The 16,408-nt window shown below is 45.2% G+C and carries 12 protein-coding genes; 2 read left to right on the forward strand and 10 right to left on the reverse strand.

Annotated features, from left to right (window positions below; translation table 11 throughout):
* Positions 1 to 266 precede the first annotated feature (266 nt).
* Positions 267 to 1,814, forward strand: coding sequence for a sodium:alanine symporter family protein (locus NL647_RS23430; RefSeq protein WP_005447683.1), 1,548 nt, complete (start codon positions 267 to 269; stop codon positions 1,812 to 1,814).
* A gap of 125 nt (positions 1,815 to 1,939) precedes the next feature.
* On the opposite strand, the gene NL647_RS23435 is transcribed toward NL647_RS23430, so the two are convergent.
* The 5 genes from NL647_RS23435 to guaB form a co-directional block, all read right to left on the reverse strand.
* A complete protein-coding gene (locus tag NL647_RS23435; RefSeq protein WP_005447690.1) occupies positions 1,940 to 2,533 on the reverse strand; it encodes a GPR1/FUN34/YaaH family transporter in 594 nt (197 codons plus the stop codon).
* Between the two features lie 182 nt (positions 2,534 to 2,715).
* On the reverse strand, positions 2,716 to 4,410 hold the full coding sequence (locus NL647_RS23440) for a chitinase (RefSeq protein ID WP_038898482.1): 1,695 nt from the start codon (positions 4,408 to 4,410) through the stop codon (positions 2,716 to 2,718).
* 201 nt (positions 4,411 to 4,611) lie between these two features.
* Positions 4,612 to 6,135, reverse strand: coding sequence for a Na+/H+ antiporter NhaC family protein (locus tag NL647_RS23445; protein WP_050902178.1), 1,524 nt, complete (start codon positions 6,133 to 6,135; stop codon positions 4,612 to 4,614).
* A gap of 164 nt (positions 6,136 to 6,299) precedes the next feature.
* The gene (gene guaA, locus NL647_RS23450) at positions 6,300 to 7,853 is read right to left on the reverse strand and encodes a glutamine-hydrolyzing GMP synthase (protein WP_005447693.1); all 1,554 of its coding nucleotides are present in this window, start codon (positions 7,851 to 7,853) and stop codon (positions 6,300 to 6,302) included.
* Between the two features lie 126 nt (positions 7,854 to 7,979).
* Positions 7,980 to 9,443, reverse strand: coding sequence for an IMP dehydrogenase (guaB, locus tag NL647_RS23455; protein WP_253650723.1), 1,464 nt, complete (start codon positions 9,441 to 9,443; stop codon positions 7,980 to 7,982).
* A gap of 231 nt (positions 9,444 to 9,674) precedes the next feature.
* Between guaB and xseA the strand changes: the two genes are divergently transcribed.
* Complete coding sequence (gene xseA, locus NL647_RS23460) at positions 9,675 to 11,006, forward strand: exodeoxyribonuclease VII large subunit (protein ID WP_253650724.1); 1,332 nt, start codon at positions 9,675 to 9,677, stop codon at positions 11,004 to 11,006.
* Here the strand turns inward: xseA and NL647_RS23465 are convergent.
* The 5 genes from NL647_RS23465 to bamB form a co-directional block, all read right to left on the reverse strand.
* Entirely contained in the window at positions 11,003 to 11,227 is a 225-nt protein-coding gene (locus NL647_RS23465; protein WP_005447696.1) for a zinc ribbon domain-containing protein, read from the reverse strand. The two genes, xseA and NL647_RS23465, sit on opposite strands and share 4 nt — an antisense overlap.
* 72 nt (positions 11,228 to 11,299) lie before the next feature.
* Complete coding sequence (locus NL647_RS23470; protein ID WP_005447698.1) at positions 11,300 to 12,304, reverse strand: sensor domain-containing diguanylate cyclase; 1,005 nt, start codon at positions 12,302 to 12,304, stop codon at positions 11,300 to 11,302.
* Between the two features lie 294 nt (positions 12,305 to 12,598).
* On the reverse strand, positions 12,599 to 13,468 hold the full coding sequence (locus NL647_RS23475) for an alanyl-tRNA editing protein (RefSeq protein ID WP_253650725.1): 870 nt from the start codon (positions 13,466 to 13,468) through the stop codon (positions 12,599 to 12,601).
* A gap of 93 nt (positions 13,469 to 13,561) precedes the next feature.
* Complete coding sequence (der, locus tag NL647_RS23480) at positions 13,562 to 15,058, reverse strand: ribosome biogenesis GTPase Der (protein WP_009697676.1); 1,497 nt, start codon at positions 15,056 to 15,058, stop codon at positions 13,562 to 13,564.
* A gap of 181 nt (positions 15,059 to 15,239) precedes the next feature.
* The gene (bamB, locus tag NL647_RS23485; protein ID WP_005447701.1) at positions 15,240 to 16,400 is read right to left on the reverse strand and encodes an outer membrane protein assembly factor BamB; all 1,161 of its coding nucleotides are present in this window, start codon (positions 16,398 to 16,400) and stop codon (positions 15,240 to 15,242) included.
* Positions 16,401 to 16,408: the final 8 nt, after the last annotated feature.

Raw genomic sequence — 16,408 nt, forward strand, 5'->3', positions numbered from 1 at the left:
TGAATAGCATTCAGAAGATATGACTTCCATATCTCGCAGCACATTTTCATGACAATGTGCTGCATATTCAATCAATTCATTGTCATTTCCAATAAAAACCACACACAAACATAACAAGAACCAATTTTTAACAATATTTAACCATTCTGTGTTCATCATCACGCTACAAAGGATTTTTAGTCAAAAAGGTTAACAATTACATTACAAAAAAGGGTAATGTGTTGTACGAAAAACAACCACAACCATAACAAACAGGGAAAATACTCATGCAGTCATTAGTTGATTTTCTGAATGGAATTATCTGGAGTCCGGTACTGATTTATTTGTGCCTTGGCGCTGGTTTGTTCTACTCGATCATGACGCGCTTTGTGCAGATTCGTCACTTCTTTGAAATGTGGCGCTTGCTACTTTCTGGTAAGAGTTCAACCAAGGGGATTTCATCATTTCAGGCTTTGGCCGTTTCACTATCTGGCCGTGTAGGTACAGGTAACATTGCAGGTGTTGCAGCCGCTATCGGTTTCGGTGGTCCAGGTGCTGTTTTCTGGATGTGGGTTGTCGCCTTCTTTGGCGCAGCAACCGCATACGCAGAATCAACACTCGCACAGATTTATAAAGAAGAAGACGAAGGCGAATTCCGCGGTGGTCCAGCTTATTACATCGAAAAAGCAATGGGTCAAAAGTGGTACGCTTGGATCTTCGCTATCGCAACCATCTTTGCATGTGGTGTTCTACTTCCTGGCGTTCAATCGAACAGTATTGGTAACGCAGTAGAAGCAGCATTTGGCTCAGGTGACATGATTGAAACCGCTATTGGTACCTTCAGTTTCGCTAAAATTTTCACTGGTACGGTTGTCTGTGTCATTCTTGCTTTCATTATCTTTGGTGGTGTGAAACGAATCGCGAACTTCACTCAAATCGTAGTTCCGTTCATGGCTCTGGCGTACATCATCACAGCATTCGTTATCATCCTACTTAACATCGGTGAAATTCCACGTATTGTTGGCATGATCATTGGTGATGCATTCACACCGATGGCGGGTATTGGTGCTGCGATTGGTTGGGGTGTAAAACGTGGTGTTTACTCTAACGAAGCAGGTCAAGGTACTGGTCCTCACGCTGCAGCAGCAGCAAGTGTTGATCACCCAGCACAGCAAGGTCTGGTTCAATCATTCTCTATCTACATCGATACACTGCTAGTGTGTTCAGCAACCGCATTTATGATTCTTATCACGGGTGCGTACAACGTACACGGTGCAGTCGAAGGTGCGTTCTTAGTACAGAACCTTCCAGCAGATATCGGTGCAAATGGTCCTGTATTTACGCAAATGGCGATTGAAAGTGCCCTTCCGGGTGTGGGTAAACCATTCATCGCGATTGCTCTGTTTTTCTTCGCCTTTACAACGATTTTGGCGTACTACTACATCGCAGAAACCAACATCGCTTACATCCGTCGCACAGTAAAAGTAAACGGTCTGATGTTTATCTTGAAGGTCATTCTGATCTCAGCGGTATTCTACGGTACGGTTAAAACAGCTAACCTTGCGTGGGCAATGGGTGACGTAGGCGTAGGTCTAATGGCATGGCTAAATATTGTCGGCATTCTGATCATCTTCTTCATGTCTAAGCCAGCACTAAAAGCTCTAGCTGATTATGAAGAGCAGCAAAAACGTGGGGTTACAGAGTACACATTCAACCCTGTTGCGCTTGGTATCAAAGGTGCTGACTACTGGGAAGAAAAGTACAAACGTAAAACAGGCAAAGCGCCTACAGCGGATAGCGACACGGCAGAAACAGTAGAACAACCATCTACCTAATGCCTCATTAACCTCCTCCCCCAACAGGTTGGCGGGTATATAAGAAAAAGCAGTGGTCCGAAAAGGACATTAAAAAAGGGTTAGCCAGTGGCTAACCCTTTTCTTTTGCATTCAATTCGAAGCGATTATGCTGCGATTTCTTGCGTTGCAACTTGAGGCTTTTGCTTTTCACCGATTGGAAGAACCGTGCGACCGTACTCGTTGTTTAGTACTTGAGCCATTGCGAAGTAGATTGCGCTTGCACCACAGAAGATACCTTCAAAGCCTGCGATAGTGCCGATCAGCTCACTACCAGTAAAGTCACGTGCAGCTAATAGGAAGAACAGGATAGTAAGAGAGCCAAATACGACTTGCTTCGCTACTGGGTAGCATAGAGAACCAATAAACATGAAGCCAGTGAAGATGCCCCATAGCAGTAGGTACCAACCCATAAAGTGTGCAGGGCTTGCAGGAAGACCCATGTAAGGCATTACGATTAGACCAACCAGTGTTAGCCAGAACAGACCGTAAGACGTAAATGCAGTCGTACCGAAAGTATCACCACGTTTGAAGCACATCATGCCAACAAGAACTTGGCTAAGACCACCGTAGAAGATACCCATTGCTAGGATCATTGAGTCAATTGGGAAGAATCCTGCGTTGTGGATGTTAAGCAGAATCGTGGTCATACCGAAACCCATTAGGCCTAGCGGCGCTGGGTTAGCCAGTTTAGTAGACATGTAAGCGTACCTGTTTTCAAAAATGTTGATAAAAATTGCGCGCGAATTTTAATGGACTAAAAAACAAAAGAGAAAAGACGTTATTGGAAACTTAGATTGCACAAATAGGCAATCAAATGAATAAAAAAAGACCCTACTAAAAAGCAGAGTCTTTATAGATACTTAGACTATTTATTGTTCAATCACTGGCAAGAGATCTCATCCCAGAACCAGTTACTCTGGGTTGGCGTTTCCCATACACCCGGACCGTTTTTCGCAATAAAACACTTACCTTGATAAGTCACTTTGTCACCATTGGCTACTTGAGTGACACCTGGTTCCCATGCGATAAAGTCCCCTGAAACAGGAGGCTCCGTCACTGGTGGTTCGGTTACTGGTGGCTCAGTTACTGGTGGCTCTGTCACAGGAGGTTCAGTCGTTGGTGGCTCGGTTGGCGTGCCCGAAACGAGCTTCCAAGGGTCACCTTTGGTCGGCTCATTGCCTTGTGACCACCACTTAGCTTCATATACCGCCCCCTTGTAAGAGACTTGGTCGCCTGTGTTATAAACCTTGCCAGCATCCCATGCAGCAACACCACCTACAGGTGGGTCAACCGGATCGACTGGGTCTAGTTTGTCGACAATGCGTACTTCAGGCCAACCCGCGTGAGATTGGTAGAAGTTGGTAACACATTTCTCGTAATCTCCTGCTACCAGAGCCGAATATGCGGTTTGGAAGCCAACCAATTCACACTCAAATGAATGACCCCCAGGGCGATCTGAGTAGTACTTCCAGTTACCATCCCAGTTGGTGTAAAGCACATCAGTCGCACCGTTAAGGTTTAAGCTACCGTACGGCGTTTGTTGCCAACAAGTATTGGTTTCATCAGCTTCGATAGGAATTTGATAATGCGCTGCTAAACCTTCCCAGTAACGAATACGGTTAACAGGCTGACCTTTGTCTTTGTTTTGCTCGCCACATTCAATACCGCCATTGATGACGTTAATAGTGGTACCAAAACCGTAACCAATGCCCGCATCGATCTCACGTTGCGATGGCACCCATGTACGATCAATTACGTGTAACATCGCTGGTTTTGGCGCTTGAGGGGTTAAGAAGAACCAAATTGCAGAAGCCAAGTTCAACCAAGAGTCAGCGACTAAACCCGGATTCTTCAGCAGCACCGATGCATCGCCATCAAACATTACTTCAGAGAATGCGCCATAGTTAAAGTGGTAAGAAAGCTGTTTGGCACCACGCCCAAAATACCCTTGACCAGGTTCGCATGGCCAGCGCTTATTTTGCCAATCGTTCTGACCACAGCCTGTGGTGTAACCCTCTTGACCTTCAGACCATCCCATTTCGCGTACATGCACGAGTGCCTGCTGCCACTCTTCTAATGCAAGTGGGTTGTCTGATACGTTATCAACCGCAATGTGACCACCAGTTTCTTGAGCAAAATGCGCAAATGCTGTCACGATGGATTTCTTACAGATTGCGTCAGAGTCTCGACCATCGGTGTACTCACCACAGAATGCAGGGAACTTACCTATCGCACGTAAGAAACGAGTATAAGTGTATTCAGGCGCAGCCATTTGCGTTAGGAAGTCCCACTCACTTTCGGGGAATACACGTTCAACACGTTTAACGTTTTCTGGGTTACCTGCTGCGCCCGGTACGATAGCTTCTACAACGCTATTCGGACGAGTCTCTAACGCCTGTGCCCAGATGGCATACATTGGGTCAGATGTTTTGCTTTGCTCAACCGCTTGAATGTCACCACGAGCAATCACGTAGCCATTCGGGTTTTGAGGATCAGGTTGGATATTCATACTGGCATGAGCTTGTGCCGCGAGCACACAGCTTAATGCAAGAGGCAGATGTTTGAGTGCAAACATGTCTAATCTCCGTATTTATCAATACAATATACAAGGAATAACTAGACACATAGTGGATCATGTAGAAAAAACGCCGAGTAAAGCCCATTCATTCTGCGACGCAAAGTTTATAAATAAATACTGTTACACAGCGGGTATCACAAAAACTGTTACCTTGACTCAAAACAAAACGGGAGAACCTTCCCCCGTTTTTATTCTTGGTTATTGGTTGGCTGTTATCGACTCTAAAGCCTGCGAAGACTTCTGTTTAGAAAGCAATAAATAGACGGCAAACTGAACCACAACCGCCACCAGTACAATCACAGGCGAAGCCATTACCCCAGCGACAAAAAAACTTGCTAGGGCAATGGCACCATTAAGCACCGCATAAGGTAATTGAGTTCTAAAGTGTTCGTACTGTTCGCAACCAGCACCAGTCGAAGACAAGATGGTGGTTTCAGAAATTGGCGAACAGTGATCACCAAATAGACCGCCAGATAGCACCGCACCAATACACACCAACAATGGTGCATCAATCGCAACTGCAGTTGGGATAACCAACGGCATCATAATAGCGAATGTCCCCCACGACGATCCTGTTGCGAACGAAATAATACCAGCTAACAAAAATGCCACCGCTGGCAATAACCAATAAGGGAAACCAGCCTGCGCTTGTTCTGCAATGTACGCCGCTGCGCCAAGCTCCTTGCCAACCGAACTCAATGACCAAGCAAGAACCAAAATCACCGCAACGGACATCATGTTTGACATCCCTTTTAGGTAAACCTGAATGCCATCAGAGAGTTTTCTCACGCCATAAAACGCCATCAAACTAATCAAAGTAATTGCAGCAAAGAAATACGCCGACGACAGTGCTGCACGGAAAGTTGAGCCTGCTACTTTCTGAAATGGAAAGCCATGAGGAACCAATATTGAACAAAGCACCACAAGCATGACGAGAAGCGGTGCCCAAACAAAACTTGTTTTTGCATTTTTATGCTCAAACACATTCAATGAATCTTGCACTTTTCCAAAATCAGAACCCTGCTCTGCAAGCTGCTCAGCTTTCGCCATTGGTCCAAAATCCAGTTTGAAGAAAGAAACAATCGGCACAATCGCGATCGCTAAAAAGGCATAAAACTGGTAAGGAATCGCACCAATAAAGGCATCCCAATCACTGATACCCACATCCAGTGCAGCAAACTCTTTTTGAATCAGGCTCATAATGTAAACGCCCCAACCGATGAAAGGGATGAGGATCGCCACTGGGGATGAAGTTGAATCGATGATAAAGGCTAGCTTCTGGCGAGAGACTTTCAGTTTATCAAAAAGAGGACGAAAGACAGGACCAACAATTAACGGTGTACCAAGGTCTGAAAAGAAAATAACAACGCCGCCAAACCAAGCAGAAAGCTGTGCTTGGCATTTGCTTGCAACCCACTGAGTGACCTTTTTAGCGAACGCCACGCCACCGCCAGATTTCTCCATCAAGGCAACAAAACCACCAATGAAAACCAAAAGAAGGATGACACCTGCGTTGTAACTGTCAGTCAGTTGCGGCAACAGGTAACTTTTCATCAGTGCGCTAAACGAATCGAGCGGACCTTTGTCAACGAATGTGCCTTCTAACATAGCCACACCGCTAACAACGCCAGCAAAAAGACCGACAACAACGTTTCTTGTAGTTAGCGCGAGGACTAACGTAATAATGATGGGGATGAGGGAGGTAACTTCTGCCTGTTCCATAGCAATACCAACTTTAATATTTAAACACTAAAAATGAATATAAATTCAACAATCTCGCATGTATATATTTTCTAATAAAAAAGTTGAGACCTGCGTTCACACTTTTCAGGCATAAAAAAACCAGCCCGAAGGCTGGTTTTTAATTTGGTATATCTAACAGGAAATTATTCCCATTCGATTGTCGCTGGTGGCTTACCAGAAATGTCGTAAACCACGCGAGAAATACCGTCAACTTCGTTGATGATACGGTTAGAAACCTTACCTAGGAAGTCGTATGGTAGGTGTGCCCAATGTGCAGTCATAAAGTCGATAGTTTCTACCGCACGTAGAGATACAACCCAATCGTACTTACGACCATCACCCATTACACCTACAGAGCGAACTGGTAAGAATACCGTGAACGCTTGAGATACTTTGTTGTATAGGTCTGCAGCGTGTAGCTCTTCAATGAAGATAGCGTCTGCACGACGTAGCAAGTCACAGTACTCTTTCTTGATTTCACCAAGAACACGAACACCTAGACCAGGACCCGGGAATGGGTGGCGGTAAAGCATGTTGTACGGAAGACCAAGCTCTAGACCGATCTTACGAACTTCATCTTTAAACAGCTCACGTAGTGGCTCAACAAGACCCATTTCCATGTCATCTGGAAGACCGCCCACGTTGTGATGTGATTTGATCACGTGCGCTTTACCAGTCTTAGATGCAGCAGATTCGATAACGTCTGGGTAAATCGTACCTTGAGCTAGCCATTTCGCGTTTTTCAGCTTCTTAGACTCTTCATCAAATACGTCTACGAATACGTGACCGATTGTCTTACGCTTCTCTTCTGGATCCGATTTGCCTTCAAGTGCTTTTAGGAAACGTTCTTCAGCGTCAACTTTGATGATGTTCAAACCAAATTGGTCGCCGAACATATCCATTACTTGTTGACCTTCGTTTAGACGAAGAAGACCGTTATCTACGAATACACACGTTAGCTTGTCGCCGATTGCACGGTGAACTAGCATCGCTACTACCGATGAATCAACACCACCAGATAGACCTAGGATAACTTCGTCGTCACCCACTTGCTCTTTAATACGAGCAACCGCGTCTTCGATGATAGATTCAGAAGTCCATAGACGCTCACAGCCACATACGCCAAGAACAAAGTTCTCTAGCATTTGTAGACCGCCTTTCGTGTGCGTTACTTCTGGGTGGAACTGAACACCGTAGTACTTCTTCTCTTCGTTCGCCATCGCAGCGTACGGACATGTGTCTGTCTCACCAACTTTCACGAAGTCAGCAGGAATTTCTACTACTTTGTCACCGTGGCTCATCCACACGTCTTGAGTTAGCTCAAGATCTTTAAATAGTGCAGATTCACCAGAAACTTTAACTTGTGCGTAGCCAAATTCACGTTCTGTAGAACCCGCTACTTTACCACCTAGCTGCTCAGCCATAGTTTGCATGCCGTAACATACACCTAATACTGGCACACCAGAGTCAAATACATATTGAGGAGCGCGTGGAGAGTTATCTTCCGTTACGCTTTCTGGACCACCAGAGAGGATAATACCGTCTGGATTGAATTCACGAATATCCGCTTCTTCAACGTCCCAGCTCCACAGTTCACAGTAAACACCGATTTCACGTACACGGCGCGCTACTAGCTGAGTGTACTGAGAACCGAAGTCCAAGATCAGAATACGTTGGTCATGAATATTTTTAGTCATTTTGAGCAGTCTTATAAGCTAGGTTATTAAAACGGAGGCGAGTGTACTCGCCTCTTATTAATGCTTCAAGGAAAAAAGCAAACGTTTACGTCGAGTGTATAGGTTTTATTTTTACAACAGTAAAAATTAACCGCGACGGTAGTTTGGAGCTTCCTTAGTGATTTGAACGTCGTGTACGTGTGATTCAGCCATGCCCGCACCTGAGATACGAACAAATTCAGCTTTAGTACGCATATCTTCAATCGTTGCAGAGCCAGTAAGACCCATGCTTGAACGTAGACCGCCCATTTGTTGGTGTACGATTTCTTTTAGACGACCTTTGTATGCGATACGACCTTCGATACCTTCTGGTACTAGCTTGTCTGCTGCATTATCAGACTGGAAGTAACGGTCAGATGAACCTTGAGACATCGCACCAAGAGAGCCCATACCACGGTAAGACTTGTAAGAACGACCGTTGTAAAGAATCACTTCACCCGGTGCTTCTTCTGTACCTGCGAACATTGAACCAACCATCACACATGATGCGCCAGCTACGATTGCTTTACAGATGTCACCAGAGAAACGGATACCGCCGTCAGCGATAACTGGGATACCGAATGAGTTAGCCACTTCTGCTGCGTCTGCGATTGCTGTTACTTGAGGAACACCAACGCCCGTTACGATACGAGTAGTACAGATTGAACCAGGACCGATACCCACTTTCACAGCGCTAACGCCCGCTCCGATAAGTGCTTTAGCACCAGCACCTGTCGCAACGTTACCGCCGATGATGTCTAGATCTGGGTAAGCTGCGCGAGTTTCGCGGATACGGTTTAGTACACCTTCAGAGTGACCGTGTGAAGAGTCGATAAGTAGAACGTCAACGCCCGCTTCAACTAGAGCAGCAACACGCTCTTCGTTACCAGCGCCAGCACCAACGGCTGCGCCAACACGTAGACGACCGCGCTCATCTTTACATGCGTTTGGTTTACGTTCTGCTTTGTGGAAGTCTTTCGCAGTGATCATACCGGTTAGTTGGAACTCATCGTTCACAACCAATACTTTCTCAACGCGTGCTTCGTGCATCTTCTCTTGCACTTCTTCACGTGTTGCACCTTCTTTTACTGCTGCAAGGTTTTCTTTTGCTGTCATTACTGAAGACACTTTCTTAGAAAGGTCAGTAACAAAGCGCACATCACGACCAGTGATAATGCCTACAAGCTCGTTGTTCTCTGTGATTACAGGGAAACCAGCGAAGCCGTGTTTTTCAGTCAGTGCAACCACGTCAGCGATAGTCGCTTCAGGGCTAACAGTTACTGGATCAGAAACAACACCAGCTTCAAACTTCTTAACTTTACGAACTTCAGCAGCTTGCTGCTCAATAGACATGTTTTTGTGGATAAAGCCAATGCCACCCTCTTGCGCTAGCGCGATAGCTAGACGAGCTTCTGTAACAGTGTCCATAGACGCTGAAATCATTGGGATGTTTAGGGTGATGTTCTTAGTCAACTGAGTGCGAAGATCAGCTGTGTTTGGGAGAACGGTGGAGTGAGCTGGCACGAGTAGTACGTCATCGAATGTCAGCGCTTCTTTGGCAATTCTTAGCATTTGCAATATCTCACAATTAGAGGAGTAAAAAGACAATCCAATCTCATCGTTTCGCATAATGAGGGTAACCAGTTTTAGGTTGTTGGCTACATTTGGATTAGATATTGCGGAGGGATTATACGGTTAACGCAATCGCTTGACCACAAATTTTTTAATTTTTTTCTTGCAATTACCCCCTTGATATGTATTATATTGCCGCTAATTTCCATACTCACGTCTACGGAATTAGCTGTGCTCTCCCAGACCAATCAAAACATCTTCACTGTTTCTCGTCTCAATGCCGAAGTGCGTCTGCTGCTCGAAAACGAAATGGGGATCGTCTGGCTTGTCGGAGAGATATCCAACTTTTCAGCTCCCGTCTCTGGTCACTGGTACCTCACTCTTAAAGATTCTCGCGCTCAAGTTAAATGTGCCATGTTCCGTGGTAACAATCGTCGCGTCACTTTCAAACCTGCTAACGGCAATCAAGTATTAGTTAAAGCACGTCTGTCTCTGTACGAGCCTCGTGGTGACTATCAATTGATCATTGAGAGCATGCAGCCTGAAGGTGATGGTCGTCTGCAACAAGAGTTCGAAGCACTTAAGATGAAATTGGCAGCAGAAGGTTTGTTTGCTCAAACCAATAAGCAGCCTTTACCTGAGCACCCAAAACGCGTTGGTGTGATCACCTCAAAAACCGGTGCAGCACTGTACGACATCTTAGACGTATTGAAACGTCGTGATCCTTCCCTACCCGTGGTGGTTTACCCAACCATGGTGCAAGGTGAAGAAGCCGCGATTCAAATTGCGCAGGCAATCGGCCGTGCAAACAGTCGTGACGAATGTGATGTATTGATTGTTGGTCGTGGTGGCGGTTCGTTAGAAGACCTTTGGTGCTTTAACAACGAAATCCTTGCTCGCACTATTGCAGCAAGCCAAATTCCGATCATCAGTGCAGTTGGTCATGAGGTTGATGTGACAATTGCTGACTTTGTAGCGGACATGCGAGCGCCGACTCCATCAGCCGCGGCTGAATTGGTAAGCCGCGATAACAGCCACAAAGATCAAGCTTTGGTGACTAGCCAACATAAGCTAGCCAGTGCAATGCGTTACTACCTAGCGCAACAAAAACAGCAATCGGCTCAACTGATGCACCGTTTAGAGCGCCAGCACCCAAGCTATCAATTGCAGCGTCAGACGCAACAACTTGATGAGTTGGACATGCGCCTACAACGCGCAATGCAACGATTTATCACGACACGCCAACAAGCGGTTGAGCGTAAACATCATCGTCTACAACTGAATTCACCTGTAAAACGCTTGGCAGAGCAAAAATCAAAGCTTGACCGCGTTGAGCAAAAGCTAATGGACGCAATGGATCGCAAGTTACTGACCATGCGTCACCAACTGGCAATCGCGGCAGAGAAGCTAGATACGGTAAGCCCACTGGCAACACTAAAACGTGGCTACTCAATTACTCAAACTGAGCAAGGTCAGGTTGTTACCCAAGCAAAGGATGTAAAAACGGGCGACGTTTTAGTCACCCGCTTATCTGATGGTGAGCTTCGCTCAACGGTTAATTAACTGACTTTTTGAAACTCAAATCGAACACGTGATTTCGATTTGAGTTCATTACAACTATTGCAGAAATAGTTTGCCGCACCACAAGCCTGTAGTTTTTCTAACTCCGCATCGCAATCTGGGCAAAACCCTACCTTCTTATAATCTGAGTCGCACTGATTACAGTGATATTGCCCAGTCCATTCCAGTTCTACGTCGCAAGTTGGGCAAATATTTGGTTGCATAACTTCCTCTAAATAACTTCAATTCACTGACTTACAGTCTAATCATAAGCCAGCTTAACGCCTTGATCTTTATCACGCTCGCTTAGCACGCTTGTTCTGATACATAGCAACATCAGCTTGTTGAATAAGCTGCTGCAACACTGCACGCTCACTAGCTGTACTACAAGAAGCGCCAATGCTGGCTTTGACTTGATATTCTTCTAATTGGTAAATCTGATTAAGCTCATCCGCTAAACGAGAAACAAAGTGAAAGTAGGTCTGCTCATCTGGGAAACAACAAAAACCGACAAATTCATCACCACCGTAACGTCCGATCACCGAGCAAGAGCGAAAAGCTTGTTTTAAATGTTCAGCTACTAGTACTAAAACTTGATCACCAGTCTCATGACCAAATCGGTCATTAATATACTTAAACTCATCAATATCAACGAAGAAACAGGCGACTAAGGCATTACGACCACATTTACCGTTTATTTTCCGGTCAACTTCTGACAACAAAGCACGACGGTTAAAGCAGTGCGTGAGAGGATCTCGACTGGCATGAAAATGAAGCTGTTCTTCTAAACGGTATTTCTCTAGCGCAACGGCATACAAGGCAGCTAGCATTTCGAGCACTTCAAGTTCATAAGGGTGAGGTTTGGAAGGGACGTTACTGTAAATAGCAAATGTACCCAGAACATGACCATCCGATGCAATAATCGGCACTGACCAGCACGCATGAAGTTGGGCTTGTTGAGTGAGTTTAAGAAAAGGTGCCCAGTTAACATGATGATCGATATCGCTAACAACCACAGTTTGTTTTAAGAATGCAGCAGCACCACAAGACCCGACCTTTGGTCCAATGGGGACTCCTTCAATAGCTTGGTTGTAGAAATCAGGTAAATGCGGAGCAAATTCCAAGTGCAATGTATTGGTATCGGGGTGCAATCGAAGTATGGAAGCTTGCCTCTTACCGAATAGGTGTTCACTTAACTTAATAACCTCATTGTTGAGGCTATCGCGTTCCATTCCCAGAGCAAGCTTACCTAAAAGACGATTGACTGCTCGGTGAGCATCTAACAGTCTATCTTTATCCATAATGGCGTAATCATATCGTTATTATGTTTATTAACCTGAAATATAATAAATCTATTAATATGACACAGGTAACTAACTCACATTATGCGAACGCGGCACTATAAAAGATCGCATGCTGATCATCGGATATTACCCTTTTGATCAGCGATCACCCCTTAAAAGAATATTTATATAACCACACACCGAAAGCATAAGTTACATATTCTGCATCTCAATTTAAAACAGAACTTAAAACCATACTTCCGAACAAATAAACACACAAACAGAATATAATAAAAAGATCGAAAAGCTAAATTAGCGAATTACATCGGTGTGCATTTCGATGGTTTGTGAGTCTATCTCCACCAGTGTTACTTGGATGGAACCAAAGTCATTCAAATGGCTCGCATGCGTTCCCCCACAAGGGATGACAGCGATTTCACCTTCGCCTAAATCACACTGCCAGTAACGTGAATCGGTAAGGTGTTCACCATGGCAATCGATGGTGATCGCAACGTCCCTTTTTAGCCAATCTCTCAACAGAACATTCACCTGTTGTTCGATGCTTTTTAGGTCAGACAGCATATCTGCACTGTTTAACCCCCTTTTACGGAGTGTTTTACCTAAACGATAGGTATCCAGACATTTATCTGGGGTAACAACGCTGGTCTCTTGGGCATAGCTGTTGAAGTCATAATTACCATGTGGGTCTTTACGATCTGCATCTTTACGCCAATAGTTTTGTGCAAGTACCTTGTTGAGTGCAAGGTATGCGATGTGCCCAGCACTATGACCACGACTCAGTGACAGTTGGTATTCCTTATCTACTTCTAGTAATGCAGCATCACCAACGGCAATAGCTTCTGTACGCGGCAACACATGTACCACAACAAACACCCACCCTTCCGTATCACGTTTTACCGGAATTTCAGTACCGACGAACAACTTTCCACTCGCAAGTTCTACCGCACCAACTTGGCAATCGACCACTTCAAAGCTCATGCCCTTAATAGTTAGTGTGCCTTTGTCAGCGGGATGATCTGGCCAAATGTGGCTGACAGGATGAAAAGGGGTCTCCTCAGTAACAACGTAAGTGACTTCTTCAGTTGAGTGAGAAAGTTGTACTGGTGCTTCCAGTTGCCAAGTTTGATGACAGAAGCGAGTTTTGGTAGCTGTGATCGTCATGTTAGTCATACTTCTAATGCATTGGTTCGAGCAAAAATCTGCTTATAAAAAAATACCCAAGTCGAAACTTGGGTATTCAGAAAATCTTAGCGATTACTTGTTGCGGTTTTTCACCGCAGACATCATACGCTTGCGCTTACGTTCTTGAGACAGCGTTAGCTTGTTTGTACGGTTCTCGTACGGGTTATCGCTGTTCTGGAAGTTAATACGGATTGGTGTACCCATGATTTCCAGAGACTTGCGGAAGTAGTTCATCAAGTAACGCTTGTACGAATCTGGTAGATCGCGAACCATATTACCGTGAATAACCACGATTGGTGGGTTGTAACCACCCGCGTGCGCATATTTCAGTTTGATACGGCGACCACGAACCATTGGCGGTTGGTGATCGTCTGTTGCCATCTTCATGATACGAGTTAGAACAGAAGTACCAACACGTGTCGTTGCTGACTTGTACGCTTCTTGAATCGATTCGAACAAGTGACCAACGCCTGTACCGTGAAGCGCAGAGATAAAGTGAATACGTGCAAAATCAACGAAACCTAAACGGCGGTCGAGTTCTTTCTTCACGTTCTCTTTCACTTCGTTATCTAGACCATCCCACTTGTTCACGGCTAGTACGATTGAACGACCTGCGTTCAATGCAAAGCCAAGTAGACTCAAGTCTTGATCAGAAATGTTTTCGCGCGCGTCGATAACCAATAGAACCACGTTTGCGTCTTCTACGGCTTTCAGTGTTTTAACAACAGAGAACTTCTCTACTGTTTCGTTGATACGACCACGACGACGTACGCCTGCAGTATCGATCAACACGTATTCACGACCATCACGTTCCATTGGGATATAGATAGAGTCACGAGTGGTGCCTGGCATGTCGTATACCACGACGCGCTCTTCACCAAGAATACGGTTTGTTAGTGTTGATTTACCAACGTTAGGACGACCAATGATTGCCAATTTGATTGGCTGATCTTGCAAACGTTTAAACTCCGCTTCAGCATCTTCTTCGGTGTAATCTTCAATCGCTAGCTCTTCATCTTCGAATTCAGTCAGATCTTCAATCTCACCTTCTTCAGATTCGCTTGCTAGAAGATCATCGAAAAATGGCGCTAACGCTCGTTCCAACAATGCTGTCACACCACGACCGTGTGCCGCAGCGATTTGGTACATGTCATCAACACCAAGTTGCCAGAAATCGGCACAAGCAGCATCAGCATCAATACCATCGATCTTGTTTACTACCAGCATTGCTGGTTTTTCGATTTTACGCAGATGCGCGGCAATCGCTTCATCAGATGGTGTTAATCCAGCACGACCGTCAACAAGGAATAGCACTACGTCTGCTTCATCAATCGCTGCTAACGATTGTTCCGCCATCTTTGTTTCTACACCTTCTTCCGTGCCATCAATACCGCCGGTATCAATAACGATGAATTCATGTTCTTCGCCAAGGCGAGCTTGGCCATATTTACGGTCTCGCGTTAGGCCAGGGAAGTCCGCAACCAACGCATCACGCGTACGTGTCAATCGGTTAAATAGTGTAGATTTACCTACGTTCGGACGCCCCACAAGAGCAACAACAGGTACCATAACAACCTCTACAATAATCTTTCTTCTGTAGTTATAGGTAACGACTTGCTTGATGCCAAATCAAACCAGCTTTTTACCTATAACCACGTCAGGAATAACGGTTAATAAATAAAAATTTCAAACAACAAAACGGCTCCTAACTGTTACCAGCCAGGAGCCGAATGTGAATTATATCACGATATTATTCGTTGATGGTTAGTTTCTTTACATCGCCATTGCGAGTTGTAATCACGTAACCATCAGACAATAGTGTCGGACCAACAGCAAAACCACTGTCATCGACATATTGTTGTGCAACGAATTCGCCAGTCGAACGATCCATCCAGTGTAGGTAACCTAATGTGTCGCCTACCACTAGATAGTTATCAACAATCACTGGAGCAGTAAGCTGGCGGTATTCCAACTTGCTGTTTTCCCAAAGCTCTGTACCGCTGCGTGCATCTACTGCAACTACGTGATCTTTTTCTGTGATCACGAAGATACGGCTACCGTCTGTAGCAATATCAGTTGCTGACGAGTAGTTACGCTTCCAAATTGGATTTGCAGAACGTAAGTCGATTGCAATAAGTTGACCGTTGTAACCAACAGTGAAAAGAGTGCCGCCCAGTACAATCGGTGAAGAATCAACGTCTACAAGACGATCGATTTCCGTTGCACCTTTTGGAGTGCCTACTGGTTGTTGCCAGATCAATTGACCACGTTCAACAATTGCCGCAGCTAGTCGACCGTTTGCTGTCCCCCAGAATACACCACCACCAATAGCCGTTGGCGTGCTATCGCCACGCAGCGTTAGGTTTGGAACTTCTGTGCTCAGCGCCCAGCGTTGCTCACCAGTACTTTCATCCAAAGCAATCAAAGTGCCTCGGCTAGTATTTACAATGATCAAACCAGAGTCAGCGACGGGTTTCGCTAACACCTCACCACCTACTTCGATACGCCAGATGATGTCACCGGTTTCTTGGTCAAGTGCAATCACTTCACCATTTTCAGAACCAATGTAAAGGTGTTCATACGCAGCTGTGATACCACCAGAAAGGCGTGCAATCACATCTTCTTCTAGATCAGTTTGCCATTTGAGCTTACCGTTTTCTGGATCTAATGCTTTGACTAGACCATCACGACTTGCAACAAACAATGTGTCGTTAGCAACAACAGGAGACAGCTTCGAGAAATAATGACCTACGCCATCACCAATCGACGTTGACCATTCCGCACTTGGCGTAAACTGACTATCTACCTGAGGCAATGGAGCCATGACAATGGTGTCTTCCTCGCCAGCACAACCAGCCAGAATTCCCACTGTTAATGCCCCTAACAAGGCTTTCTTAAAGACTCTTTTCATCCAATGCG

Origin of the sequence: Vibrio sp. Y29_XK_CS5 (genome assembly GCF_024181835.1) — a bacterium.
Classification (GTDB): domain Bacteria; phylum Pseudomonadota; class Gammaproteobacteria; order Enterobacterales; family Vibrionaceae; genus Vibrio; species Vibrio harveyi.